Source organism: Rhodobacter maris (genome assembly GCF_900217815.1).
In the GTDB taxonomy this organism is placed as follows: domain Bacteria; phylum Pseudomonadota; class Alphaproteobacteria; order Rhodobacterales; family Rhodobacteraceae; genus Rhodobacter; species Rhodobacter maris.
In genome coordinates this window covers 490,318-513,752 of sequence record NZ_OBMT01000001.1, presented here as the reverse complement: position 1 = coordinate 513,752, position 23,435 = coordinate 490,318, and the positions used below count along the sequence as shown (strand labels likewise).

At 65.4% G+C, this 23,435-nt stretch carries 24 protein-coding genes and 1 pseudogene; 15 read left to right on the top strand and 10 right to left on the bottom strand.

The window, feature by feature from the left end; genetic code table 11:
- Nucleotides 1-13: 13 nt before the first annotated feature.
- A complete protein-coding gene (locus tag CRO22_RS02425) occupies nucleotides 14-1,015 on the bottom strand; it encodes a polyprenyl synthetase family protein (protein ID WP_097068502.1) in 1,002 nt (333 codons plus the stop codon).
- A gap of 61 nt (nucleotides 1,016-1,076) precedes the next feature.
- On the opposite strand from CRO22_RS02425, the gene CRO22_RS02420 reads away from it, so the two are divergent.
- From CRO22_RS02420 to CRO22_RS02410, 3 genes are all read left to right on the top strand, one after another.
- Nucleotides 1,077-1,289: a putative signal transducing protein gene (locus CRO22_RS02420; RefSeq protein ID WP_097068501.1), complete on the top strand. Its 213-nt coding sequence runs from the start codon at nucleotides 1,077-1,079 to the stop codon at nucleotides 1,287-1,289.
- Nucleotides 1,289-2,050 carry a tRNA1(Val) (adenine(37)-N6)-methyltransferase gene (locus tag CRO22_RS02415; RefSeq protein WP_097068500.1) on the top strand — a complete coding sequence of 254 codons (762 nt, stop codon included), beginning with the start codon at nucleotides 1,289-1,291 and terminating at the stop codon, nucleotides 2,048-2,050. Before CRO22_RS02420 ends, CRO22_RS02415 begins: the two co-directional genes overlap by 1 nt.
- A gap of 131 nt (nucleotides 2,051-2,181) precedes the next feature.
- Nucleotides 2,182-2,355: a YdcH family protein gene (locus CRO22_RS02410; RefSeq protein ID WP_097068499.1), complete on the top strand. Its 174-nt coding sequence runs from the start codon at nucleotides 2,182-2,184 to the stop codon at nucleotides 2,353-2,355.
- Nucleotides 2,356-2,416: 61 nt separating this feature from the next.
- Here CRO22_RS02410 and yddG read toward each other — a convergent pair whose 3' ends face one another.
- The 4 genes from yddG to CRO22_RS02390 form a co-directional block, all read right to left on the bottom strand.
- Entirely contained in the window at nucleotides 2,417-3,280 is an 864-nt protein-coding gene (gene yddG, locus CRO22_RS02405; protein ID WP_097068498.1) for an aromatic amino acid exporter YddG, read from the bottom strand.
- 63 nt (nucleotides 3,281-3,343) lie between these two features.
- Nucleotides 3,344-4,066, bottom strand: a complete 723-nt coding sequence (gene phbB, locus CRO22_RS02400) for a beta-ketoacyl-ACP reductase (protein ID WP_097068497.1) — start codon at nucleotides 4,064-4,066, stop codon at nucleotides 3,344-3,346.
- Nucleotides 4,067-4,182: 116 nt separating this feature from the next.
- Nucleotides 4,183-5,358 (bottom strand): acetyl-CoA C-acetyltransferase, encoded by a 1,176-nt coding sequence (locus tag CRO22_RS02395; RefSeq protein WP_097068496.1) that lies wholly within the window; start codon nucleotides 5,356-5,358, stop codon nucleotides 4,183-4,185.
- Between the two features lie 187 nt (nucleotides 5,359-5,545).
- Entirely contained in the window at nucleotides 5,546-6,388 is an 843-nt protein-coding gene (locus tag CRO22_RS02390; protein ID WP_097068495.1) for an EAL domain-containing protein, read from the bottom strand.
- Nucleotides 6,389-6,565: 177 nt separating this feature from the next.
- Here CRO22_RS02390 and CRO22_RS02385 point away from each other — a divergent pair, with 177 nt between their 5' ends.
- On the top strand, nucleotides 6,566-7,801 hold the full coding sequence (locus CRO22_RS02385) for a PAS domain-containing protein (RefSeq protein WP_097068494.1): 1,236 nt from the start codon (nucleotides 6,566-6,568) through the stop codon (nucleotides 7,799-7,801).
- Between the two features lie 15 nt (nucleotides 7,802-7,816).
- Here CRO22_RS02385 and CRO22_RS02380 read toward each other — a convergent pair whose 3' ends face one another.
- The gene (locus CRO22_RS02380; RefSeq protein ID WP_097068860.1) at nucleotides 7,817-8,362 is read right to left on the bottom strand and encodes a TlpA family protein disulfide reductase; all 546 of its coding nucleotides are present in this window, start codon (nucleotides 8,360-8,362) and stop codon (nucleotides 7,817-7,819) included.
- A 25-nt stretch (nucleotides 8,363-8,387) separates the two neighbouring features.
- Between CRO22_RS02380 and argH the strand changes: the two genes are divergently transcribed.
- The 5 genes from argH (at nucleotide 8,388) to CRO22_RS02360 (ending at nucleotide 14,076) form a co-directional block, all read left to right on the top strand.
- Nucleotides 8,388-9,785: an argininosuccinate lyase gene (argH, locus tag CRO22_RS02375; protein WP_097068493.1), complete on the top strand. Its 1,398-nt coding sequence runs from the start codon at nucleotides 8,388-8,390 to the stop codon at nucleotides 9,783-9,785.
- Between the two features lie 12 nt (nucleotides 9,786-9,797).
- Nucleotides 9,798-9,947 carry a hypothetical protein gene (locus CRO22_RS18780; protein ID WP_176518522.1) on the top strand — a complete coding sequence of 50 codons (150 nt, stop codon included), beginning with the start codon at nucleotides 9,798-9,800 and terminating at the stop codon, nucleotides 9,945-9,947.
- A 2-nt stretch (nucleotides 9,948-9,949) separates the two neighbouring features.
- Nucleotides 9,950-10,162, top strand: coding sequence for a hypothetical protein (locus CRO22_RS02370; RefSeq protein ID WP_097068492.1), 213 nt, complete (start codon nucleotides 9,950-9,952; stop codon nucleotides 10,160-10,162).
- Nucleotides 10,163-10,236: 74 nt separating this feature from the next.
- Nucleotides 10,237-11,502 (top strand): diaminopimelate decarboxylase, encoded by a 1,266-nt coding sequence (gene lysA, locus CRO22_RS02365; protein ID WP_097068491.1) that lies wholly within the window; start codon nucleotides 10,237-10,239, stop codon nucleotides 11,500-11,502.
- A 27-nt stretch (nucleotides 11,503-11,529) separates the two neighbouring features.
- Nucleotides 11,530-14,076 carry a DUF4175 domain-containing protein gene (locus CRO22_RS02360; RefSeq protein ID WP_097068490.1) on the top strand — a complete coding sequence of 849 codons (2,547 nt, stop codon included), beginning with the start codon at nucleotides 11,530-11,532 and terminating at the stop codon, nucleotides 14,074-14,076.
- 33 nt (nucleotides 14,077-14,109) lie between these two features.
- Here the strand turns inward: CRO22_RS02360 and CRO22_RS02355 are convergent, their stop codons facing one another.
- Complete coding sequence (locus tag CRO22_RS02355; protein ID WP_245860882.1) at nucleotides 14,110-15,390, bottom strand: hypothetical protein; 1,281 nt, start codon at nucleotides 15,388-15,390, stop codon at nucleotides 14,110-14,112.
- A gap of 147 nt (nucleotides 15,391-15,537) precedes the next feature.
- Nucleotides 15,538-15,594: pseudogene (locus CRO22_RS19475) on the bottom strand (MJ0042-type zinc finger domain-containing protein); the annotation flags it as partial.
- A 134-nt stretch (nucleotides 15,595-15,728) separates the two neighbouring features.
- On the opposite strand from CRO22_RS19475, the gene CRO22_RS02350 reads away from it, so the two are divergent.
- From CRO22_RS02350 to CRO22_RS02340, 3 genes are read left to right on the top strand one after another with little or no spacing between them, the layout of a single operon-like run.
- Nucleotides 15,729-16,400: a cell division ATP-binding protein FtsE gene (locus CRO22_RS02350; protein ID WP_097068488.1), complete on the top strand. Its 672-nt coding sequence runs from the start codon at nucleotides 15,729-15,731 to the stop codon at nucleotides 16,398-16,400.
- On the top strand, nucleotides 16,400-17,290 hold the full coding sequence (locus CRO22_RS02345) for a cell division protein FtsX (RefSeq protein WP_097068487.1): 891 nt from the start codon (nucleotides 16,400-16,402) through the stop codon (nucleotides 17,288-17,290). The genes CRO22_RS02350 and CRO22_RS02345 overlap by 1 nt, the downstream gene beginning before the upstream one ends.
- Entirely contained in the window at nucleotides 17,290-18,021 is a 732-nt protein-coding gene (locus CRO22_RS02340) for a lysophospholipid acyltransferase family protein (protein ID WP_097068486.1), read from the top strand. The genes CRO22_RS02345 and CRO22_RS02340 overlap by 1 nt, the downstream gene beginning before the upstream one ends.
- Nucleotides 18,022-18,045: 24 nt before the next feature.
- Here CRO22_RS02340 and CRO22_RS02335 read toward each other — a convergent pair whose 3' ends face one another.
- Both CRO22_RS02335 and CRO22_RS02330 read right to left on the bottom strand, forming a co-directional pair.
- Nucleotides 18,046-19,008, bottom strand: a complete 963-nt coding sequence (locus CRO22_RS02335; RefSeq protein WP_097068859.1) for an acetyl-CoA carboxylase carboxyltransferase subunit alpha — start codon at nucleotides 19,006-19,008, stop codon at nucleotides 18,046-18,048.
- A gap of 226 nt (nucleotides 19,009-19,234) precedes the next feature.
- Complete coding sequence (locus CRO22_RS02330) at nucleotides 19,235-20,191, bottom strand: L-malyl-CoA/beta-methylmalyl-CoA lyase (RefSeq protein ID WP_097068485.1); 957 nt, start codon at nucleotides 20,189-20,191, stop codon at nucleotides 19,235-19,237.
- Nucleotides 20,192-20,470: 279 nt separating this feature from the next.
- Here CRO22_RS02330 and dgcN point away from each other — a divergent pair, with 279 nt between their 5' ends.
- From dgcN to CRO22_RS02315, 3 genes are all read left to right on the top strand, one after another.
- Nucleotides 20,471-21,472, top strand: a complete 1,002-nt coding sequence (dgcN, locus tag CRO22_RS02325) for an N-acetyltransferase DgcN (protein WP_097068858.1) — start codon at nucleotides 20,471-20,473, stop codon at nucleotides 21,470-21,472.
- Nucleotides 21,473-21,536: 64 nt separating this feature from the next.
- Nucleotides 21,537-22,499, top strand: a complete 963-nt coding sequence (gene dgcA, locus CRO22_RS02320) for an N-acetyl-D-Glu racemase DgcA (RefSeq protein ID WP_097068484.1) — start codon at nucleotides 21,537-21,539, stop codon at nucleotides 22,497-22,499.
- A 13-nt stretch (nucleotides 22,500-22,512) separates the two neighbouring features.
- The gene (locus tag CRO22_RS02315) at nucleotides 22,513-23,373 is read left to right on the top strand and encodes a D-amino-acid transaminase (RefSeq protein WP_097068857.1); all 861 of its coding nucleotides are present in this window, start codon (nucleotides 22,513-22,515) and stop codon (nucleotides 23,371-23,373) included.
- The last annotated feature ends 62 nt before the right edge of the window (nucleotides 23,374-23,435 follow it).

The following is a 23,435-nucleotide window of genomic DNA, read 5'->3' as shown; positions in this document are numbered from 1 at the left end:
GCGCCCTGCGCGTTCAGCGCACCCGTTCGACGACGAAATCGGCCAGATCGTCGAGCATGTCGCGCAGGGGATGCCCGGGGAGTTTTGCCAGCGCGGCCCGCGCGGTGTCGGTCCAGCCGATCGCATCGCGGCGCGTCGCCTCGAGCGTGCCGTATTTTGCCATGAGATCGAGCGCGTGCTCAAGATCGCCCTCGTGCTGCTCGCCCTTCTCGATCACCCGTTTCCAGAACGCGCGTTCTTCTGCATCCGATTGCGTCACGGCCTTGATCACCGGCATCGTCAGCTTGCGTTCGCGGAAATCGTCGCCGACGTTCTTGCCGGTCTCGGCCGCGGTGCCGCCGTAATCCAAGAGATCATCGACCATCTGGAAGGCGATGCCGAGCGCATCGCCGTAATCGTAAAGCGCCTTGATCTGTGCGTCCGTGCCGCCCGCGATCACCCCGCCCACCTCGGTTGCCGCCGAGAAGAGTGCCGCGGTCTTGCCGCGGATCACGCGCAGATAGACATCCTCGGTGGTGGCGAGATTCTGCGCCGCGGTAAGCTGCAACACCTCGCCCTCGGCGATCACTGCCGAGGCGTTGGCGAGAATGTCCATCACCCGCATGTTGTTCGTCTCGGTCATCAACTGGAACGAACGGGCAAAGAGATAATCCCCCACCAGCACCGAGGATTTGTTGTCCCACAGAAGGTTCGCGGTGGGGCGGCCGCGGCGCTGGCCGCTCTCGTCGACCACGTCGTCATGCAGCAGCGTGGCGGTGTGGATGAACTCGACCGTTGCGGCGAGGTGGACATGATAGGGGCCCTCATAGCCCAGCACCCGCGCGGCGGCGAGCGTCAGCATCGGGCGGAGCCGCTTGCCGCCCGCCTCGATCAGATGCGCCGTAACCTCTGGGATGCGGGGGGCGTGCTCTGAACTCATCCGTTCGCGAATGAGCGCATTCACCGCCGCCATGTCATCGGAGAGCGCCTGCGCCAGGCGCTCGTGCGGCTTCGTGGCCTTGCCGTCGAGGCTCATCGGTCTTCCTTCCCAATTCTTCGGCTCGACAAGCAGCGGATGCTCCCCTTAAGTCGAGTGCATGAAAGAGCTTCTGCGCACCACGGACCCGGTCAAACTCGCCCTGGCAACGGCCCTTCTTGAGGGCGAGGATATAACGGTCTTTGAACTCGACGTCCACATGAGCATTCTTGATGGCAGCCTCGGCATATTGCCGCGCAGATTGATGGTGGCCGATGCGGATCTGTTCATGGCGCAGGCGATTCTGCGCGACAATGACCTGCTGGAGGAATGATGTTCGCGCCCGAGGACTGCAGTGCGGACCGGTTTCTGGATGGCCGTTTGACGGTGCTGCAGCCGCGCGCGGGCTATCGCGCGGCGATGGATCCGGTGCTCTTGGCCGCGGCCTGCGACGCGCGCCCGGGTCAGGCGGTGCTGGAACTGGGCTGCGGGGCGGGGGTGGCGAGCCTTTGCCTTGGTGCGCGGGTGACGGGTCTGCGGCTCTCGGGGCTGGAATTGCAGCCCGAATATGCCGATCTGGCGCGGCGCAATGCGGCGGCAAACGGGATCGCGCTCGAAGTCTTTGAAGGGGATCTGGCGCAGATGCCCGGCCCGCTCCGGGGCATGAGCTTTGACCATGTCATTGCCAACCCGCCCTATTTCACCCCGGCCTCGGGCACGGCTGCGGCAGATGCGGGCCGCGAGCGGGCGCAGCGCGAGGCGACGCCGCTCTCCGACTGGGTGCGAGCGGGCTTCCGGCGGCTTTCTCCCGGCGGCTGGCTGACGATGATCCAGAATGCCGATCGGCTGGCGGAGGCGCTCGGTGCCTTGAGCACGGGAGGCGGGTCGATCTCGGTATTGCCGATCGCGCCGCGCGCGGGCCGCGCGGCAGGGCGAATCGTGGTGCGGGCGCGCAAGGGGGGCAAAGGGCGGCTCCAGCTTCTCGCCCCCTTCATCCTGCACGCAAAAGCAGCACATGGCGGCGATGCCGAGGATCTGACGGAAGCGGCGCAGGCAATCTTGCGCAACGGCGAAGCCCTGCCGCTCGCACTCTGAGGCTGCGGCGAGGGCATGGCAACAAATCCCACACCATGAAGGCACATTATCGCCTGTGATCACGACAAGAGCGTGACAAAACGCAAAAAACGTGATGCACTTCTCTTACCGAGACAAGAGAGGAGACTGCCATGTCCGTGGGTTCGCATATCGCTGAACTTCGCAAAAAACATGAGGCTCTGTCGGAGGAGGTCGAAGTTGCGCTGCGCACTCCGAGCTTCAACGATCTGCAGATTTCGGAGATGAAAAAGCAGAAATTGCGGCTCAAGGAACAAATCGCCAAGCTCGAGGGTGCGGCGGTCTAACGGCAGCTTCGACCGGGCGCCCCCGGTCAAGCGTGAAGAAGCGTTTGGGCCTTGCGTGGTCCTAGCCGGACCGGCTGCCAAGAGCGGCCAGAAAGGCCCCCGCGGCGATCATCGCGGCGGCGAGTACCAGAACCGGACTTGCCGCCGCCTTCCCCGCAGCGATCATCACCACCGTCGAGAGCAAGGGCGCCGCATAAGAGGCCGTGCCGAGCATCTGGATATCGCCGCGTTTGACCCCCAGATCCCATGTGTAGAAGGCCAGCCCCACCGGCCCGAGGCCAAGCGCGATCACCGCGCCCCAACCCAGCGGAGAGGCGGGCCAGACCGTCTCTTCGAGCGCGACATGCGCGAGGCCTGAGAGCGCGGCGGTGAGCAGGCAGTACACGGCCACGGCGGCGGTGGGCACGGAGCCCAGACGGCGCGAGATCAGCGAATAGCTCGACCATGTCAGCGCGCAGAGAAGCGCGAGCCCATAGCCCGGCAGTGCAGTCGCCGAGGCGGCGATGCCGCCGCGCGCCACGATCAGCGCGGCCCCGGCAAAGGCCACAAGCGCGCCGAGGATGTGGAGCCGCTTGAGCGTCTCGCCCGGCAAAAGCCCCGAGAAGACGACGATCAGCAGGGGCCAGAGATAGGCAATGAGGCTGGCCTCGGCGGGGGGCGCAAGGCGCAGCGCCGAGAAATAGAGGAAGTGGTAGCCGAACAGCCCCGCCGTGCCGAAGGCATAGACCTTCCAGGAGATCTGGCGCAGCACCGCGAAGCCATCGGTTGTCGCCACCCAGATAAGCCCGATGGCGCCACCAAGCGCAAAGCAGAGCGCATTGAGCTGCAAGGGCGGCACGGGCGCCGTGCCCACTGTGAAAAGCGCCAGAAGCGCCCAGAGCGCTACCGCCGAAAAACCGATCACCGTGGCCTGAGTGCGCGACATATGCCCCCCGAAAGCAAAGAGGCCCGCAAGATGCGGGCCTCCGGGTGATTTGCCAAGGGCAAATCAGGTGAGATACTGGCCGCCGTTCACGGTGAAGGTGGCGCCGGTGATGAACCCCGCCTGATCGGAGGCGAGGAAGACCACGGTGCGGGCGATTTCGTCCGGTTCGCCAAGTCGGCCGACCGGGATCGTCGCGATGATCGATTCGCGCACCTTCTCCGGCACCGCCATCACCATCTCGGTGGCGATGTAGCCCGGGCAGATCGCGTTCACGGTGATGCCCGAGCGCGCGCCCTCTTGCGCCAACGCCTTGGTGAAGCCGATGTCGCCCGCTTTGGCCGCGGAATAGTTCACCTGACCGAACTGGCCCTTTTGGCCGTTGATCGAGGAGATGTTGATGATCCGGCCGAACTTGCGCTCCCGCATCCCGTTCCAGAGCGGATGGGTCATGTTGAAGAGCCCGTTCAGGTTGGTGCCGATCACCTGATCCCATTGCTCGCGGCTCATCTTGTGGAACGGCGCATCGCGGGTGATGCCAGCGTTGTTGACGAGCACATCGATCGGGCCGACCTCGTCTTCGATCTGGCGGATGCCGTCCTCGCAACCGGTGTAATCGGCCACGGACCATTTCACCGTTTTGATGCCGGTCACATGGGTGAATTCACGCGCCGCTTCGTCATTGCCGGCATAGTTGGCAACGACCGTATACCCCGCTTCCTTCAGCGCCATCGAAATAGCGGCGCCGATGCCGCGCGTGCCCCCGGTGACAAGTGCAACCCTGGACATGATTCCTCCTAATCAAAGATCCCTTTGAAATGCTGTTACCGAAAAGAATTGAGGCGCGCAACATTGTTGCGCGCCCGTTTTTCGCATTTGCAGAAAAATAATGTCGCAGGGGGCAATCAAAGCCCTTCGAGGCACATCGCCACGCCCATGCCGCCGCCGATGCAGAGCGTTGCGAGGCCCTTTTTCGCACCCGAACGTTTCATTTCGAAGACAAGGGTGTTGAGGATGCGGCAGCCCGAGGCGCCGATCGGGTGACCGATGGCGATGGCACCACCGTTGACGTTCACCTTCGCGGTATCCCAGCCCATGTCCTTGTTGACCGCGCAGGCCTGCGCGGCGAAGGCCTCGTTCGCCTCGATCAGGTCGAGATCGGCGGCGGTCCAGCCTGCTTTCTCAAGCGCCTTGCGCGAGGCCGGGATCGGCCCGCAGCCCATGATCGAGGGGTCGAGCCCGGCGGTGGCCCAGGAGGCGATCCGCGCCATCGGCGTCAGGCCACGCTTGGCAGCCTCTTCCTCGGTCATCAGAAGCACCACGGCCGCGCCGTCGTTGATGCCGCTCGCATTGCCCGCGGTGACGGTGCCATCCTTGATGAAGGCGGGCTTCAGCTTCTGCATCGATTCGAGCGTGGCGCCGTGGCGGATGTATTCATCGGCATCGACGACGATGTCCCCCTTGCGGGTCTTGACCGTAAAGGGAACGATCTCGTCGGTGAATTTGCCAGCCTTTTGCGCGGCTTCGGCCTTGTTCTGGGAGGCAAGCGCCAATGCGTCCTGCATCTCGCGGCTGATCTGCCACTGCGCGGCGACATTCTCCGCGGTCTGGCCCATGTGGTAGCCGTTGAAGGCATCCCAGAGCCCGTCCTTGATCATCGAATCGATCATCTTCATGTCGCCCATCTTGGTGCCCGCGCGCAGATGCGCGACGTGGGGCGAAAGCGACATGCTCTCCTGACCACCGGCCACGACGATATCGGCATCGCCAAGCTGGATGTGCTGGGCGCCCAGCGCCACCGTGCGCAGGCCCGAGCCGCAGACCTGGTTGATGCCCCAGGCGGCCGATTCGATCGGCAGGCCGGCCTTGATATGGGCCTGACGCGCCGGGTTCTGGCCTTGCCCCGCGCTCAGCACCTGGCCCAGAATCGTTTCCGACACCTCGGCCTTGTCGATGCCCGCGCGCGCCACCACGGCCTCGATCACCGCCGCGCCCAGATCATGCGCGGGCGTGTTCGCGAAAGCGCCGTTGAAACTGCCCACGGCGGTACGCGCCGCCGAGACGATGACGACATTGGTCATGAATTCCCCTCCTCACAGGATTGCAGGCGCCAGAAGGCACCCTTCGCCGCCGTGCAGCATGCCCGAAGAAAGGGGGAGGTCAAGCAGATTTGACAACATTGGAAGGCCTGCGCGCAATTTTCTTGCGCAGACGTTTGCGGGATATATCACAAAACCGGGCCGCCTTGTCGGCCCGTCTCGCCTGCGGTCAGGCGCGCGCCTGCTTCGCCGTCGGTACTTTCCACGGCGGCATGATCGTCGGTGCGCCGAAATAAAAGCCCTGCATGCAGTCGATGCCCGCATTGGCGAGCCAAGCCGCATCATCGGCGCTTTCCACGCCTTCGGCAACGGTGAACATTTCGAAATGCTGCGCGATCGACATCAACGCATGAGTCAGAACCTGATTGTCGCGATTGCGCGCGATGCCAGAGATGAACTGGCCGTCGATCTTCAGGATGTCGAAGTAGAACTCGCGCAGATAGCGGAACGAGGTATAGCCCGCGCCAAAATCGTCGAGTGCGAAGGCCACGCCCTTGAGTTGCATGTCCTGCATGAAAACCGAGACGAGTTCGGGCATCGCCATCGCCGAGCTTTCGGTCACTTCGAGAATCAGACGCTCGGCCACCGAGCTGTCCGCCGCCAGCCCGCGTTGCAGGGTGCGGCTCCACTCCGGATAGCCGATCGAGCGCGCCGACATGTTCACCGAGAGCCGCAATGTCGGGTCTTCGGTGAGCGACATCAGCCCCATTTCGAGCGTGAGGCAATCGATCTTGCGGCCGAGTTCGGTGGTTTCGATCGTATCGATGAAATCCTTCGCCGGAATCACCCGCCCGTTGTCGTCGAGCACCCGGATCAGCCCCTCGTAAAAGGCGGGCCGTTCGGGGTGGCGGGTCTGGATGATCGGCTGGAATGCCAGGACCACGTCGCGCCGCTCGACCGCTCCGGCCACCATCGAAAGGGTGTCGCGATCCCGTTGGGACACCGCAAAATGCAGAGGGCTCGCATCCGAGAGCGCAATCGGGTCATGCAGAGAGTCAGGGCGCTTGGACATCATCCACTCCTTCCGTATCTTCGGCACAATGGCGGAGCGGGGCTAAGAAGAGATTAAGCTACAAAGGCTTCCGCTTTGATGGTTAATCGCAAAATTTGTGGCACCCAAAGGATCATAAACCCCTCGGTAACGGCGGTGCTTTAGAACGGGTCATGTTAACCATCGCCTCAGGACACCATGACCAGTCAGACCGATATCTCCCGCATGCAAGAGGGCGAAGCGCTTTTCGGCTTCGACGAGTTGTTCTATTCGCGCACCGACAAACGCGGCGTGATCCTGGCCGGGAACGAGGTGTTCCGACGTGTTTCCGGGTTTGAATGGGACCGGCTTCTGGGCGCCCCCCACAAGCTCGTGCGCCATCCCGACACCCCGCGCGGCGTGTTCCGGATCCTGTGGAGTGCGCTGGGCGCAGGCCATCCGATGGGCGCCTACGTGAAGAACCGCTGCGCCAATGGCGATCATTACTGGGTTTTTGCGGTACTGATGCCGGTTGAAGACGGTTTCCTGTCGGTCCGGTTGCGGCCTTCGACGGCGCTCTTCGAGCGCATCCGCGATGTTTATGCCCGCATCTCCGCGCGCGACCGCAGCGAGAATACTGACCCGGAGCTGAGCGCAAACGAATTGCGCGCAATCGCCGCGAGCGAGGGGTTTTCGAGTTACACGAGCTATATGGCCTTCGCGCTCGGGCAGGAGCTCGCGGCGCGCGACAAGAAGCTCGGCCGCCCTGCCGATCCGCGCACCTCGCGGCTGATCGAGATGAACAAAGCTCTCGAGCAGGTCACCCAGGAGCAGATGAAGCTCCTGCGCAGCTTCGAGGCGCTGCAGTCGATCCCCAACAACATGCGCATCGTCGCCTCGCGGCTCGAACCTTCGGGCGGGCCGGTCTCGGCAATTTCGGAAAATTACAAGGCGTCTTCGATGGTGATCTCGGAGCGGTTGCGCAGCTTCGTGGCCGGGCGCGACAATCTGTGCGACCGGGTGTCGCGGCAGGCGGCGCGGGCGCTCTTCCTGCTTGGCTCGAATCGGGTGCTCTCGGAGATGAACGCGAATTTCGCGGAGGCAGATCCGGTCGAGGGAATCGACTGGGATCACGAGCGCGTGTTGTTGCAGAAGCTTGAGGAAAACACCCGCCGCGCCACCCGTGAGGCCATGGAGCAGGCGGTAAGCCATGCCGACGGGCTGAGCCGGTCCAGCGCGGAGATCCGCCGCCAGATGCTGGGGCTCGATACGATCCGGGTGCTCGGCCGCGTCGAATGCGGGCGGATGCGTGAGACCAGCGGCGGGCTTTCGGCCACGATCGATCAACTCGATATCTTCCATGACGACATCAAGAAGCGGCTCGAATCGATCATGCGCCTTTCGGAGGAAATCGGCTCGGCGATGAACTCTTTCCTGCGCGGTGACCGCGTCTGAGCGGCGAGCGCGCCCTTAATTGGCGCGCAGGGCCGCGATCACGGCTTTCGCTTCCGGGCTCGACCAGTCGGCCGGGCCCATGAGCTGCGCCACCACCTGACCCCGGCGGTCGATCAGGATCGTTGCGGGCAGGCCGACAAGCCCGAAAGCGCGCGCGAGCCGTTCGGTCGCGTCGATGAAGCGCGGCAAGTGGGTCACCCCCGCCCGCTCGAAGAAACTGGCCACTTTCTGGGGTGTGTCGCGCCCGCTTGCAGCCACCGTCAATACCACGAAATCCGCGCCGTTCTCGCTGGCCGCGAGCGCCTCGATGTCGGGCATTTCCTTGCGGCAGGGCGCGCACCAGGTCGCCCAGAGGTTCAAAAGCACCACCTTGCCGCGATAATCCGCGAGGCTGCGGCTGTTTCCTGCCTCGTCGGTGAAGGGGAGGGTGGGCGCGGCGAGCGGCGCGCTGAACACCGCGAGCTTTTTCATCTCGCCCATGCGCAGCGGGGCCAGATCGGCCGCGGCCGCGATATTTGCGCTCAGCGCAAGCGCCGTATAAAGGACGATCAACCGCAGCATGTTGCCTCCGACGAAGGGCCAGATCATGACCGACGACACGAAATCCTCGAACGCCATGTGGGGCGGGCGCTTCGCCGCCGGTCCGGACGCGATCATGGAGGCGATCAACGCTTCGATCTCGTTCGACAAGCGGCTCTATGCGCAGGATATCCGCGGCAGCCGGGCCCATGCGGCGATGCTCGCCGCCACAGGCATCCTCAGCAATAAAGACGCCGAAGCGATCGGGGAAGGCCTTCTCACGGTCTTGTCAGAGATCGAGGCCGGGGATTTCCCGTTTTCGACCGCGCTCGAAGACATTCACATGAATGTCGAGGCGCGGTTGAAGGAGATCATCGGCGAGCCTGCGGGGCGGCTCCATACGGCACGGAGCCGCAATGATCAGGTGGCGACCGATTTCCGGCTCTGGGTGCGCGATCAGGCCGATGCCGCCATCGAGGCGCTCACCGCGCTGATGAAGGTGCTCGTCGCGCAGGCCGAGAAGGGCGCGGGCTGGGTGATGCCGGGCTTCACGCATTTGCAGACCGCGCAACCGGTGACCTTTGGCCATCACATGATGGCCTATGTCGAGATGTTCGCGCGTGACCGCTCGCGCTTTGAAGATGCCCGCAAGCGGATGAACGAATGCCCGCTCGGCGCTGCGGCCCTTGCGGGCACCGGCTTTGCCATCGACCGGCACATGACCGCCGCGGCGCTGGGCTTTGACCGCCCCGCCGCCAACAGCCTCGATGCCGTCTCGGACCGTGATTTCGCGCTTGAATTCCTTTCGGCCTCCGCGATCTGCGCGGTGCACCTGAGCCGGATGGCGGAAGAGCTGGTGATCTGGTCCTCGGCGCAGTTCCGCTTCGTGTCGATGTCGGACAAATGGTCGACGGGCTCGTCCATCATGCCGCAAAAGCGCAACCCCGATGCGGCCGAGCTGATCCGCGCAAAAATTGGCCGCGTGCTCGGCGCGGCGGTGGCGCTCTTCACCGTGATGAAGGGGCTGCCGCTCGCCTATTCCAAGGACATGCAGGAAGACAAGGAACAGGTCTTTGATGCCGCAGATACGCTGATGCTGGCGCTTGCCGCGATGACCGGCATGATTGCCGATCTGACGGTCAACACCGAGAAACTCGAGGCGGCGGCGGCGAACGGATTTTCCACCGCGACCGATCTGGCCGACTGGCTGGTGCGCGAGGCGGGGCTGCCGTTCCGCGATGCCCACCACGTCACTGGCACGCTCGTGGCGCTGGCCGAGAAAAAGGGCTGCGATCTGCCCGACCTGAGCTTGGCGGAGATGCATGAGGTGCATCCGGCGCTTAATCAGAGCGTTTATGCCGTGCTCGGGGTTCACAATTCGGTCGCGTCGCGGCAATCTTACGGCGGCACCGCCCCCGATCAGGTCCGCGCCCAGGTGGCGCGCTGGAAGGGGCTTCTGGGCTGAACCGGAGGTTTCATGCGCATCCTCGTTTTCGCGTTCCCGCTTGCTTTGCTCGCCGCCTGCGGTGTTGACGGCCCGCCGCAACCGCCCGGGCAGAACGACACGCCCCCGGCGGGGGTGAGCCTGAGCGGCGAGGTCACCCTCGGCGTGGGCGGAAACCTCTGAGCATGGCCGGGCACGGGGCTTTGTGTCTTGCCCTCCTTTGCGCGGCGCTCGCCGCCTGTTCGAGCCCGCGCGCCCATGTCCATGCCAGCCCCTCGGGCGATGTCAGCACCTCCGCGTCCTCGGGGGTGGGCCCGGTGCGGGTGGGGCTGAACAGCTCGGGGCACGGCTATGTCGGCACCAAGCTCGGCTGGCTCGGCCTTTCGGCGGGATTCTGAGCCTGCGCGCGCGCCGCGGCTTTCCTTGGCCCCCCCGAAGCGCTAGGAAGCGCGAAACGGTCGTGAGGGGCGCAATGGATCATTTTCTCTACAGGGGCGGCGTCTTGCATGCCGAGGACGTGGCAATTCCCGAAATTGCTGCCGCTGTCGGCACGCCCTTCTATGTCTATTCCGCCGCCACGCTGACGCGGCATTTTCGGCTTTTTGACGAGGCGCTCGAGGGTACGGACCACCTTGTGTGCTTTGCCATCAAGTCAAATTCGAACCTCGCCGTGCTCAAGCTTCTGGGCAATCTCGGCGCCGGGATGGATGTGGTGTCGGGGGGCGAATACCGCCGCGCCAAAGCCGCGGGCGTGCCGGGCGAGCGGATCGTGTTCTCCGGTGTGGGCAAGACCCGCGAGGAGATTGCCCTTGCCCTCACCGGCGGCATCCGGCAATTCAACGTCGAGAGCGAGCCGGAACTGCGCGCGATTTCGGAGATTGCCACCGCGCTCGGGGTAACGGCGCCGATTGCGCTGCGTGTGAACCCCGATGTCGATGCGAAAACGCATGAGAAAATCGCCACCGGAAAATCGGAAAACAAGTTCGGCATCCCTATCGCGAAGGCTCGCGCCGTCTATGCCGAGGCGGCAAAGCTGCCGGGCATTTGCGTGGTCGGGGTCGATGTGCATATCGGCAGCCAGCTCACAGAGCTCGCGCCCTTTGAGGCGGCTTTCACCAAGGTGCGCGAGCTGACCCTTGCCCTGCGCGAGGATGGCCATGACATTCGCCGGCTCGACCTCGGCGGGGGCTTGGGCATTCCCTACACCCGCTCAAACGACGCGCCGCCGCTGCCCACCGATTACGGCGCCATGATCAAACGCGTTCTGGGGGATCTCGGCTGTGAGATCGAGATCGAGCCGGGGCGGCTCATTTCCGGCAATGCCGGGGTGATGGTCTCTTCGGTGATCTATCTGAAGGAAGGCGAGGGGCGCAATTTCCTCATCCTCGACGCGGCGATGAACGATCTGGTGCGGCCCTCGATGTATGGCGCGCATCATGACATCGTGCCGGTGATCGAGGCGCAGCCCGGCACCGAGCCCGCGCCTTTCGACGTGGTTGGCCCGGTGTGCGAAACCGGCGACACTTTCGCGAAGGGGCGCGAGATCACGCCGCTCTCGCCGGGCGATCTGGTCGCCTTCCGCTCGGCGGGGGCTTACGGCGCGGTGATGGCCTCGGAATACAATTCCCGCCCGCTCATTCCCGAGGTTCTGGTCGAGGGGGATCACTTCGCTGTCATCCGCCAAAGACCGAGCTTTGAGGAAATGCTCGGGCGCGATAGCATTCCGGTGTGGCTCTGAGCTTTTCCCGGAGCCCGGAAAGGTGAGATGACGCCGCCGCCGCCCCTCCCGGGCGACCCGCTCGCCCCGCTGGCCCGGCCCTTGCGGCTCACTCGGGCCGGTCTGGTGCTGGAGCGGGCGCTGCGCGCCTTCTGGCCGCTTCTGAGCTTTCTGGCCTTCTGTTTCGCCGCGCTTTCCTTCGGGCTCTGGCGCCTGATTGCCCCCGATCAGCGCGGGCTTGCGGGGGGGGCGCTGATCTTTTGTGTCATCGTGCTTGGCGCGCCCGCGCTACGCCGGTTTCGTTGGCCCTCGCGCGCCGATGCGATTGCGCGCCTTGATGCCACGCTGCCGGGCCGCCCGCTCTCGGCGCTGACTGACGCGCTTGCGCTGGGCGTCAACGACCCGGCGAGCCGTGCCCTCTGGGCCGTGCATCTGGGGCGCATGGCCGCCGCCGCCGCCGCCGCCCGCGCGCCCGCTCCCGCGCCTGATCTTGCCCCGCGCGACCCGTTCGCACTCAGGCTTTCCGCCCTCACGGCGCTGGCGCTGGCGCTCGTCTTCGGCACGCCTTATGCGCTCTTCGCCCCCGTCACGCCGCCCGGCGCGCCGGGGTCTGCGGAAGCCGCAATGGGGCCCGCCTGGGAGGGTTGGGCGGAGCCGCCGCGTTACACCGGGCGACCCGGGATCTATCTCAACGGCGTCGTGGGGGAGGGGCTCACGCTTCCCGAGGGCACGCGCCTTGCCTTCCGGTTCTATGGTGCCCCGGGGGCCGTGCCGTTCACGGAAACTGTCTCGAGCCCGGCCGCACCGCCCGCCGATGCGCCCGCAGAGACCGCGGGCACCGAAGTGCAGAGCCGCGATTTCACCGCCGTGCGTTCAGGGATCATCGAGCTGGGCGGGCCGATGGGGCGGCGCTTTGCCGTGACTGTCGCGCCGGACGCCCCGCCCGCCGTCGATCTGCCCGCGCTGGCCGAACGGCGGGCCGACGGCAAGATGGCTCAACCCTTTTCTGCGGCCGATGATTACGGCGTGGTGCGCGGCCATGCGACGATCTCCCTTGATCTTGCTGCGGTCGACCGCCGGTTCGGGCTCTCGGTGGCCCCCGAGCCGCGCGCCGATCTCGTGTTTGACCTGCCGCTGCCGATCTCGGGCTCACGCGCCACTTTTGCGGAGACGCTGGTCGAGGATGTCTCCGAGCATCCTTGGGCGAACCTGCCCGTCAAGCTCACCCTTGAGGTGGAGGACGGGCGTGGCCAGACCGGGCAGAGCGCGACGGAAACTTTCGATCTGCCCGGCCGGCGTTTCTTCGACCCGCGCGCAGCGGCGCTGATCGAGTTGCGCCGCGATCTTTTGTGGTCGCGTGCCAATGCTGCGCGCTCGGCCCAGATCCTGCGCGCGCTTCTCAATCGGCCCGAAGACACGTTTCCGGCGCAGGAAATGGTCGAGGTGCTGCATGGGGTCGTCGAGCAACTCGAGGCTGTGTCTCTCACCCAGGAGGCGCGCGACGCGGTTGCGGGGATCCTGTGGCAAATGGCGGAACTGCTTGAGGATGGAGGTCTTGCCGATGCGCTTGAGGCGATGCAGCAAGCGCAGGCACGGCTGAGCGAGGCGATCCGCAACGGGGCCTCGAAAGACGAGATTGCGAAGCTCATGGCCGAGCTGAAAGAGGCGACCGACCGCTATATCGAGATGCTCGCGGAGCGCTCCCGGCAGGAGGAACAAGGACCGCAATTCGGCCAGCAGCACCCCGGCCAGCAGATCACCGGTGACCAGATCCAGGCATTGATGGACCAGATCCAGAAGCTGATGGAAGAGGGGCGGATGGCAGAGGCACAGGAACTCCTCGATCAACTCGCGCGGATGATGGAGAACATGAAGGTCACGCAGGGCCAGGGGGGGTCGGGGAGCGGTCCGGGCGGGCAGACGATGCAGGATCTGGGTCAGACCCTGCGCGACCAGCAACAGCTTTCAGATGATGCTTTCCGCCAGATGCAGCGCCCGCCGGGCGGTGGCGCCGGCGGCGAAGACCCGCAGACGGGCGCGGGTGGTGCCGAGGGAGACCCCGGCGCGAATCTGGCGGGGCGCCAACACGCGTTGCGCCGCGAGCTTGAGCGCCAGAAGGGGCTGATGCCGCGGCTTGGCGGCGAGGCGGCCGAGGCCGGGCGGCAGGCGCTCGACGAGGCGGGCCGCGCCATGGACGGCGCCGAGGAAGCGCTGCGACGGGGGGATATTGGCCGGGCGATCGACGGGCAGGCCGATGCCATCGAGGCCTTGCGCGAGGGCATGCGTCAACTCGGAGAAGCCTTTGCGGGAGAAAACGCAGACGGCACGCGGGGCGAAGGCGATCTCGGCCAGCAGCGCGCGGGCGATGCGACGGGCGGGCAGGGCACGCGGATGTTGCCGCGCGACCCGCTCGGTCGCGCCACCGGCGAGGGCAGCCAGATTGGCAGCGAAGGCAACATGCTGCAGGGCGAGGATGTCTACCGCCGCGCCCGCGATCTTCTGGAAGAGATCCGCCGCCGCACCGCCGAACGCAGCCGCCCCGAGGCCGAGCGCAACTACCTGCGCCGCCTGCTTGACAGTTTCGCACCACGCTGATCGGCGCGGCCCCGGGAAGGGTTAGGGGCAGGATCAGTTCGCAGGGGTCTGGCCGAGTTTCTCGGTCACCAGGCGCAGGCTGTCGTCGAGCCAGAGCCGCGCGGTATCTGCGAGCGCCACATAGGTGGCAAGGGCGGGTTGTAGATCCGGCACCGCTTCAGCAACGCGCGGCGCGAACACATAAAGCGCCAGAAGTCCCGCGGCGATCACTACAATGAGCGAAAAGCCGAAGCGAAATCCCGCGCTCCCGCGCGCTCCCGCCGGGCGGGAGCCAAGCGCGGCGGGGTCGCGGCCGCGATCGGCGCTGGCCCGCAGCGTGGAATTGATTTCCTCGATATCGGGCAGACGCTGGCGCCGCGCCACCCGGGCGCTGGCCGCCGGAGCAGTCTCTTCCGGATCGGTCTCGTCCGGGGCCGGATCCTCATCCGCATCCTCGGAGTTGAGATCGCTAAAATCGGGCGTCGGACGTGCGGGGCGCAGTGGTTCCTGCGGCGCGGCGCGCAGGGAAGGCGGGTCTTGCGGCGGGGGAGCTGGTGCGACAACCTTGGCAGGTTCGGGGGCGGCCTCCGGTTCGGTTTCAGCCTCATGCTGCACCTCAGGGGACACCTCCGGGGGCGCGGGCTTCGCCGCGGGCCTGCGCGGGGGGGCCGCGGGCTCAAGGTTCATCTCCTCTTGCATTTCGAGCCGCTGGCCTTCGGCCTGACGCGCGGCGGCCTCGCGTTCGGCTTCCTCGCGCAGGATCGCAAGCAGGTTCGCGTCAATTGCGCGGCGCGGCACTACCCCCACCCGGGGCGCCGGACCCAGATCCGCCTCGGCGCGCGGGGGCATGGAGGGCCCGGGATCGGGGCGGGGCGGCTCGTAGCGTTTTGGCTCGGGGCGCCGCGAGACGACCGGTTCGGCATCGACCAAGGGGGCCGCGGCAGGCCGTTCCGGCGGATCATAGGGCGAGGCGCTCCCGTCGAGCGGGTCAGTGTCTGCTGCCGGCTCCTCCATCGTGGAAGATGCCGCTTCGGCAGGGGGCGTCTCGAGAACGGGGGCTATTTCCGGGGGCGCGGGGGCGGCCTCCTGCATCAGCGCCGCAATCGAGGCATCGATCCCCTCGGGGGGCTCTGTCACCGCCTCAGGATCCGGCACGGCCATCGTTTCTGGGGCGGGCTCCGACGTCGGCGGGGGGGCGGCCTCGGGCGCCAGCGCGGCATCTTGCTCGTTGGGCGCATCCTCTTCCGGCGCGTCGCTCCAGTTGATCGCGGCGGCGGGCGCGGGCAGTTCGTAATCTTCTTCGTATTCTTCGGGCGCCGGATCTTCCGGTGCCATCGGCGGGCCATCGGCTGGCCCGGATGGCGGCGCTGCCTCTGCATCCGGCGTTGGCACGGAACGTTCTGCCCCGGCGATCATGGCGGCACTGGGTTGAAACCAGGTCTGGCCGCAGCCGGAGCATTGCACATCGCGCCCTGAGGCGGGAATGACCGAGTCATCTACCTCATATTGCGCCCCGCATCTCGGGCAGATCAGCCGCATGGTTCGTTCGCCTCGCCCTGCCTTTGCCATTCTGGCATTATCTCTAAACATGTTGTAGCAAGCCCGCTAACAAACTCCAAGCGTTTGAGTGGATTGGATGTCGCCCGGAAAACGGGTGCGAAGGAGGATCAGGCGTGATCGAGTTGCAGGATGTCGCCGTGGGCTATGGCGGGAGCGAGTTGCTCGCGGAGATGTCGCTCAAGCTTGTGCCGGGCTCGTTCCATTTTCTTACGGGGCCCTCGGGGGCGGGGAAAACCACTTTCCTGAAACTTTGCTATGCAGAACTGCTGCCTTCGGCGGGGTTTCTGGGCCTTTACGGGCAGGATGCGCGTACCATGAGCCGCGACGATATCGCGCAGATCCGTCAGCGCATCGGCGTTGTGCATCAGGATTGTCAGTTTCTCGATCATCTCTCTGTGGCCGAAAACGTGGCGCTGCCTCTGACCGTCGCGGGACGGCCGATCGACGCGCAAGCGCTGACCGAGCTTCTGGCCTGGGTCGGGCTGAAAGCGCAGATGGATGCGCTGCCCGCGCAACTCTCGGGCGGTGAGCGGCAGCGCGCGGCGCTGGCGCGCGCGGTGATCATGTCGCCCGAGGTGATCCTCGCCGATGAGCCCACCGGCAACCTCGACTGGGAGATGTCGCTGCGGCTCCTGTCGCTCCTCGTGCAGCTCAACAAGATGGGCAAGACGGTGCTGATCGCCACGCATGATCTGAACCTGATCCGGCAGACGAAAGCGCAGGTCTCGGCGCGGGTACTCAGGATCGCGAACCGCAGGCTGCAACTTGCAGGGGCGGATCTGTGATGCGCTTCAACCCCTTGAGCCATGAGCGTTCGACCTTTGACCGGATCGTGCCGCCCACTGGCTTTACCGCCAACCTCACCGTGCTCACCGCCGCGGCAATGGCATTCCTTGCGGTGTTTGCGCTCGCGCTTTCGCTCGCCTCTGGGCGGCTGGCGGACCGCTGGTCGGATGCGCTGGCGCGGTCCGCAACAATCCGCATCTCCGCGCCGCCAGAGCAGATCGAGGCGCAGTTGCGCGCGGTGCTGGATGCGCTCGCCACCACGCCCGGGATCGAGAGGTATCGCCCGCTCGACGATGCGGAAATGCGCAAGCTCCTCGATCCCTGGTTTGGCCCCGATCTGCCGGTCGAGGCGCTGCCGCTGCCGAAGCTGATCGAGATCACCGAGACCGCACAGGGGATCGATGCCGAGGGGCTCCGTCTGCGGCTAGCGGCGGAGGCGCCCGGCGCGGTGCTCGACGACCACACCCGCTGGCGCCGCCCGCTGGTGGCGGCTGCGGGCAAGCTGCGGCTGCTGGGCTGGCTCTCGCTGGTGCTGATCGGTGGCGCGATGGCCGGGTTGATCACGCTGGCCGCGCAGGCCGCGCTGGCCGCGAACGGGCAGGTGATCCGCACGCTCCGGCTCGTTGGCGCGAAAGACGGATTTATCGCCGGGGCCTTCGTGCGCCGCTTTACGCAGCGCGGCTTTGCGGGCGCAGCACTCGGGACATTGCTCGGCATGGGGGCGGTGGCACTTCTGCCTTCGGCCGATCAGGCGGGCGGCTTTCTGACCGGGCTTGGTTTTGCCGGTGCGGGCTGGCTCTGGCCGCTTGCGCTGCCGCCCCTTGCCGCGGTAGTGGCCTTTGTCGCCACCCGCGCCGCCGCGCTGCGCATGCTCAGAGGAATCCGCTGATGATCGTTTGGCAATATCTGCGCTCGCTCTTCTTCAATGTGCAGATGTATCTGATGTTGATGCTCTTCGCGGTCTGCGGCCTGCCCTATGCGCTGATTGGCGGGCGTTCCGCGGCGATTCATGTCTGCCGCGGCTATTGCCTCTGGGTGCGGTTCTCCGCACGCTGGATCGTCGGGCTGAAAAGCGAGGTTCGCGGCGCTGTACCACGCGGCGATGTGCTGATTGCCGCCAAGCACCAGAGCTTCTTTGACATCCTGATCATCTATTCGGCGATTCCGCGCGGCAAGTTCATCATGAAGAAGGAGCTGGTCTGGACCCCCTTCGTGGGCTGGTACGCCTGGCTGATCGGCTGCATCCCGGTTGACCGCGGCAAACGCGGCGCGGCGATCAAGGCGATGCTGACGCAGGCCAAGAACGAGCGTTTCGCGGGCGGGCAGCTGGTGATCTTTGCGCAGGGAACCCGGGTTGCCGCTGGGGCAAAGAAACCCTACAAGATTGGCGCTGGCGCGCTTTACACCGACCTTGGCCTCACCTGCGTGCCCGCGGCGACGAATGTGGGCGTGTTCTGGCCGCGCCATGGTATCTTGCGCAAACCGGGCGTCGCGGTGGTGGAATTCCTGCCCGAGATCGCGCCCGGCTGCGAGATCTCGGGTTTCATGGCGCAGATCGAGGCAGAAGTGGAAACCGCCTCGGACCGTCTGATGGCCGAGGCGGGGTTTGTCGCTAAATGACTGTCGCGCGCTGAAGGGGGCGGGTTACGCCGCCAGCCCCTTCGATCCCATCTCGATATACTTTTTACGCCGGTCGGAAATCAGCGCGGCACGTTTCTTGCCGGACAATTCATCGAGCATCTTGCCGATCTCGGCGCCCACCGCGGCGATGGTCGCGGCGCGGTCGCGCTGCGCGCCGCCCTTCGGCTCTGCGATGATGCGGTCGATCACGCCCAGTTTTTTCAGATCCTGCGCGGTCAGCCGCAAAGCTTCCGCCGCCTCGCGCATCTTCTCGGCGTCCTTCCACAGGATCGAGGCGCAGCCCTCGGGCGAGATCACCGAATAGATCGAATGTTCGAGCATGGCGATCCGGTTGGCCGTAGCAAAGGCGACCGCCCCGCCCGAGCCGCCCTCGCCGATGATCACCGAAATAAGGGGCACGCCGAGCATCAGGCATTTCTCGGTCGAGCGCGCGATGGCTTCCGCCTGACCGCGCTCTTCCGCGCCCTTGCCGGGATAGGCGCCGGGGGTGTCGACAAGGGTGATGACGGGCAGGTTGAACCGGTCCGCCATCTCCATCAGCCGGATCGCCTTGCGGTAGCCCTCGGGGCGCGCCATGCCGAAGTTGTGGGTGATTCGTGAGGCGGTGTCGTGACCCTTCTCGTGGCCGATCACCATCACCGGGCGGTCGTCGATGCGGGCGAGCCCGCCCATCACGGCATGATCATCGGCAAAATTGCGGTCACCGGCGAGCGGCGTGTATTCGGTGAAGAGCGCCTCGATATAGTCGCGGCAATGCGGCCGGTCGGGGTGGCGCGCGACCTGGCATTTGCGCCAGGGCGTCAGATCCTTGTAGAGATCCGTCAGCATTTGCGCGGCCTTCTTGTCGAGCGCCGCGGCTTCCTTTTCCACGTCCATTCCCGGGTTGGCCCGCGCCATGGCGCGCAATTCCTCCGCCTTGCCCTCGATTTCGGCAAGCGGCTTTTCGAATTCCAGATAGGTGGCCATCATCCCCTCCGTGACGCGATCGTCGCCTATATGACTGCGCGGAGGGGGATTTGCAACTGACGCAGGGGGAAGGGGTAGAGCAGCGTTGACGCCTGCGTCAATCCGCTTCAACCGAAACGCCCCGGCCGACGGACCGGGGCGTTCCTGTTCCCTCATGCAGCCGGGCCTCCCCTCCCTGCCGCTCCGGGATCCATACGATTCGTGTAACGAATCGTTTACAACTCGCCTAAGCTTTAATCATTTCGGCCTGTCTGACAATAACTTCTGCCTGCCGGATGGAAGCAATATCGACGAGACGGCCCTTGTAAACCGTGGCGCCAGCGCCTTCGGCCTTGGCCTTCTCCATCGCGGCGAGAATTTCGCGCGCTTCGGTGACCGCAGCCTCCGACGGCGTGAAGACTTCGTTTGCGAGCGTCACCTGTTTCGGGTGGATCGCCCATTTGCCCACCATGCCAAGCGTGGCCGAGCGGAGCGCCTGCGCGCGGAAGCCCTCATCGTCGGAAAAGTCGCCAAAGGGTCCGTCCACCGGCAGAATGCCATGGGTGCGGCAGGCGGCGACGATGGCCGTTTGCGCCCAATGCCACGGGTCGGACCAGTATTTCGCGCCGTCGCGCAGCATATAGTAGTTTTCCTGCGTGCCGCCGATGCCGGTCGTGGCCATCCCCATCGAGGCCGCGAAATCGGCGGCGCCGAGGCTCATCGCCTGCAGCCGCGACGACGCGGCCGCGATCTCTTCCACATGGGCGATACCGGCGGCGGATTCGATGATCACCTCAAGCGAGATCCGCTTTTTGCGCCCCTTCGCCGCCTCGATCGCGCTCACCAGCGCATCAACGGCGTAAACATCGGCCGCGCAGCCCACCTTCGGGATCATGATCTGGTCGATCCGTTCCGAGCCATCCTCCAGCAGCTCGACCACGTCACGATACCAATAGGGCGTATCGAGCCCGTTGATCCGCACCGAGAGATATTTGGTGCCCCAGTCGATGTTATGCGAGGCGTCGATGATGTTGCGGCGCGCCTGCGGCTTGTCGTCGGGGGCGACCGAGTCCTCAAGGTCGAGGTTGATCACATCCGCTGCCGAGGTCGCCATCTTCTCGAAGATCGCCGGGCGCGAGCCGGGGCCGAAGAGCTGGCAGCGGTTCGGACGGGCGGGGGCGGCGGGCTGGACGCGGAAGCTCATATATTCCCTCGGCAAGTATGTTTCTCTTGTGGCTGCATTTCCGATATAATGTTGCGCGCACGTTGGCAAGGCCATTTTGCAGATGCAGAAACTGCGGGCCGAAATGGTGATGAATTTTGTGGCGGCGTGAAAACTTGCACGTTTCTCCTGTCAAATCGCCAAATTGCGCAAGGAATCCCCCCTTTGCGGCGTGATTGTGCGTATCATTCCAAGGAAATTTGAACCCGTTCGTTGCATCTGTGGGTGAAACTTCCCTTCCTTTCCGAGGCTGCCATGTCGCTGATCGAAACGCCCTATCTGCTCTTTCTCGGGGATGCCCCGGACCAACTTGCCGCCAAGGTGGCGCAGGGCATCAAGGACTGGCGCCCGGAATTCGCGCTTGGCCAGTTCCGCATGGAGGGCTGCAAGGCTGATCTCGGTCTCGCCGACATGACGCTGGAAGAGGCGAAAGAAGCGGGCTGCAAGACGCTGGTGATCGGCGTGGCGAACCGGGGTGGCATCATCTCGCCCGCGTGGAAAAAAGTTCTGGTGGCGGCGCTCGAAGAAGGGTTCGACCTCGCCTCGGGCCTGCACAACCTCCTGCGCGACGAGGCGGATCTTGTTGCCGTGGCCGAAGCCTGCGGGCGCAAGCTGCATGACGTGCGCGTGCCCACGGTCGATTACCCGATCGCCAATGGCGTGAAGCGCAAGGGCAAGCGGATGCTCGCCGTTGGCACCGATTGCTCGGTTGGCAAGATGTATACCGCGCTTTGCGTCGAAAAAGAGATACGCGCACGCGGCATGGCGGCCGATTTCCGCGCCACCGGGCAAACCGGCATCCTGATCACCGGCAACGGTGTGCCGCTGGATGCGGTGATTGCCGATTTCATGGCAGGCGCGGTCGAATGGCTCACGCCCGACAATGACGCCGATCACTGGGATCTGATCGAGGGGCAGGGGAGCCTGTTCCATGTCAGCTATTCCGGTGTGACGATGGCGCTTGTTCACGGCGGCCAGCCCGATGCGCTGGTGCTTTGCCATGAGCCGACGCGGGCACATATGCGCGGCCTGCCGGGTTATAGCCTGCCCGCGCTTGATGCGCTGCGCGATCTGGCGCTGCAAATCGCCAAGGTCGCCAACCCCGAATGCAAGGTTGTCGGCATCTCGATCAACACGCAAAACATGCCCGAAGCCGAGGCGAAAGCCTATATCGCCAAGGTCGAGGCGGAGATGGGCCTGCCCACCACCGACCCGTTCCGGTTCGGGGCGGAGAAGCTGGTGGACGCGCTCGCCGCGATCTGAGAGCTTTCAGGCAGATCTGGCGCGGCCCCCCACGGGCGGGGCCGCCCGCAAGAAAGGGCAGAGCATGATTTCCGTCACGGCTGACACGTTCAAACTGGCCGAAGTTTTCACCATATCGCGCGGCTCGCGCACCGAAGCCAAGGTGCTCACGGTGCGGATCACCCGCGGCGGTGTCACCGGCTGGGGCGAATGCGTCCCCTATGCGCGCTACGGCGAGAGCCTGGAGAGCGTCACCGCTCAGATCGAGGCGGTGCCGGAAGGCATCACCCGCGCGGGGCTTTATGCGGCGCTGCCGCCGGGGGCCGCCCGCAATGCGGTCGATTGCGCGCTCTGGGATCTGGAGGCGAAGACGGCGGGCAAGCGTGCCTGGCAAATTGCGGGCCTGCCCGCGCCCCGGCCCGAAACCACCTGCTACACGCTTTCGCTGGCCGAACCGGAGGCGATGAAAGCCTCGGCGGCGCGCAATGCGCATCGCCCGATCTTGAAGATCAAGCTGGGCACGCCCGATGACATGGCCCGGCTGGAGGCGGTGCGCGCGGGCGCGCCGAAGGCCAAGATCGTAGTCGATGCCAATGAGGGCTGGACCGCGGAGATTTACACCGAGCTTGCGCCGCATCTGAAACGGCTTGGCGTGGCGATGGTCGAGCAACCGCTACCCGCAATTGACGACGAGGCGCTGATTGGTCTCGTGCGCCCGGTGCCGGTTTGCGCGGATGAAAGCTGCCATGACCGCGCGAGCCTCGCGCATCTGCGCGGCAAATACGACATTGTGAACATCAAGCTCGACAAGACCGGCGGGCTGACCGAGGCGCTGGCGCTGCGCGCGCAGGCGCTGGCCGAGGGCTATGGCGTGATGGTGGGCTGCATGGTTGGCTCAAGCCTCGCGATGGCGCCCGCCGTGCTGGTGGCGCAGGCTGCGGCCTATGTCGACCTTGACGGGCCGCTCCTGCTGGCGCAAGACCGCGAGAACCCGCTGCACTATGCGGATGGCATGGTTTATCCCCCCGAGCCGGCGCTCTGGGGCTGATGAGGAGATCGAGATGAGCCGGATCGTTTACCTGAATGGCGACTACATGCCCGAGGAAGAGGCGAAGGTTTCGATCTTCGACCGCGGCTTCGTGATGGGCGATGCGGTCTATGAAGTGACCTCGGTCCTTGGCGGCAAGATCCTCGAATTTGAAGGCCACATGGCCCGGCTTGAGCGCTCGCTGAGCGAATTGCAGATGGTCTGCCCGCTCAGCCGCGAAGACTGGCTGGCGATCCACCACGAGCTGGTGACGCGCAACGAGCTTGTGGACGGGATGATCTATCTGCAGGTGAGCCGTGGCAATGCGGGCGACCGCGATTTCCACTTCCCGCCGGCCGGCACCCCGCCCACGGTGGTGCTTTACACGCAGTCCAAACCGGGCCTCGCCGACGACCCGAAGGCGAAAGTGGGGATCAAGGTGATCTCGATCCCGGATCTGCGCTGGCATCGCCGCGACATCAAGACCGTGCAACTGCTCTACCCGTCGATGGCGAAGATGGCCGCCGAGGCGGCGGGCAAGCATGATGCGTGGTTTGTGGAAGATGGCTTCGTGACCGAGGGCTCGTCCAACAACGTCTATATCGTCAAGGGCAGCAAGATCATCACCCGTCAGCTTTCGCATGACATCCTGCACGGCATCACCCGCGCCTCGCTCCTGAAATATGCCGCCGAGGCGCAGATGGAGATCGAGGAACGCCCCTTCACCATTGCCGAGGCGCAAGCGGCGGACGAGGCCTTTTTCACCTCGGCCTCGGCCTTCGTGATGCCGGTGGTGGAAGTGGATGGGGCCGCGGTGGGCACCGGCAAGCCCGGCCCCGTGGCGACCCGGCTGCGCGAGATCTACCTTGAGGAAAGCCTCAAGCGCACCGTCTGAGCTGCCGCGAAAGACCTTTCAAAGCCCCGGTGCACGCGCCGGGGCTTTTGCATCCGGGGGGC

Bases quoted from the DNA above. Each gene is read 5' to 3' on its own strand.
- CRO22_RS02335 (WP_097068859.1), bottom strand. From the start codon at position 19,008: ATGGCCACCTATCTGGAATTCGAAAAGCCGCTTGCCGAAATCGAGGGC.
- CRO22_RS02385 (WP_097068494.1), top strand. From the start codon at position 6,566: ATGACCAGTCAGACCGATATCTCCCGCATGCAAGAGGGCGAAGCGCTT.
- CRO22_RS02390 (WP_097068495.1), bottom strand. From the start codon at position 6,388: ATGTCCAAGCGCCCTGACTCTCTGCATGACCCGATTGCGCTCTCGGAT.
- lysA (WP_097068491.1), top strand. From the start codon at position 10,237: ATGGATCATTTTCTCTACAGGGGCGGCGTCTTGCATGCCGAGGACGTG.
- CRO22_RS02420 (WP_097068501.1), top strand. From the start codon at position 1,077: ATGAAAGAGCTTCTGCGCACCACGGACCCGGTCAAACTCGCCCTGGCA.
- CRO22_RS02410 (WP_097068499.1), top strand. From the start codon at position 2,182: ATGTCCGTGGGTTCGCATATCGCTGAACTTCGCAAAAAACATGAGGCT.
- CRO22_RS02380 (WP_097068860.1), bottom strand. From the start codon at position 8,362: ATGCTGCGGTTGATCGTCCTTTATACGGCGCTTGCGCTGAGCGCAAAT.
- CRO22_RS02425 (WP_097068502.1), bottom strand. From the start codon at position 1,015: ATGAGCCTCGACGGCAAGGCCACGAAGCCGCACGAGCGCCTGGCGCAG.
- CRO22_RS18780 (WP_176518522.1), top strand. From the start codon at position 9,798: ATGCGCATCCTCGTTTTCGCGTTCCCGCTTGCTTTGCTCGCCGCCTGC.
- CRO22_RS02395 (WP_097068496.1), bottom strand. From the start codon at position 5,358: ATGACCAATGTCGTCATCGTCTCGGCGGCGCGTACCGCCGTGGGCAGT.
- CRO22_RS02360 (WP_097068490.1), top strand. From the start codon at position 11,530: ATGACGCCGCCGCCGCCCCTCCCGGGCGACCCGCTCGCCCCGCTGGCC.
- yddG (WP_097068498.1), bottom strand. From the start codon at position 3,280: ATGTCGCGCACTCAGGCCACGGTGATCGGTTTTTCGGCGGTAGCGCTC.
- CRO22_RS02415 (WP_097068500.1), top strand. From the start codon at position 1,289: ATGTTCGCGCCCGAGGACTGCAGTGCGGACCGGTTTCTGGATGGCCGT.
- CRO22_RS02315 (WP_097068857.1), top strand. From the start codon at position 22,513: ATGAGCCGGATCGTTTACCTGAATGGCGACTACATGCCCGAGGAAGAG.
- CRO22_RS02340 (WP_097068486.1), top strand. From the start codon at position 17,290: ATGATCGTTTGGCAATATCTGCGCTCGCTCTTCTTCAATGTGCAGATG.
- CRO22_RS02330 (WP_097068485.1), bottom strand. From the start codon at position 20,191: ATGAGCTTCCGCGTCCAGCCCGCCGCCCCCGCCCGTCCGAACCGCTGC.
- CRO22_RS02345 (WP_097068487.1), top strand. From the start codon at position 16,400: ATGCGCTTCAACCCCTTGAGCCATGAGCGTTCGACCTTTGACCGGATC.
- CRO22_RS02355 (WP_245860882.1), bottom strand. From the start codon at position 15,390: ATGGCACCGGAAGATCCGGCGCCCGAAGAATACGAAGAAGATTACGAA.
- argH (WP_097068493.1), top strand. From the start codon at position 8,388: ATGACCGACGACACGAAATCCTCGAACGCCATGTGGGGCGGGCGCTTC.
- phbB (WP_097068497.1), bottom strand. From the start codon at position 4,066: ATGTCCAGGGTTGCACTTGTCACCGGGGGCACGCGCGGCATCGGCGCC.
- dgcA (WP_097068484.1), top strand. From the start codon at position 21,537: ATGATTTCCGTCACGGCTGACACGTTCAAACTGGCCGAAGTTTTCACC.
- CRO22_RS02370 (WP_097068492.1), top strand. From the start codon at position 9,950: ATGGCCGGGCACGGGGCTTTGTGTCTTGCCCTCCTTTGCGCGGCGCTC.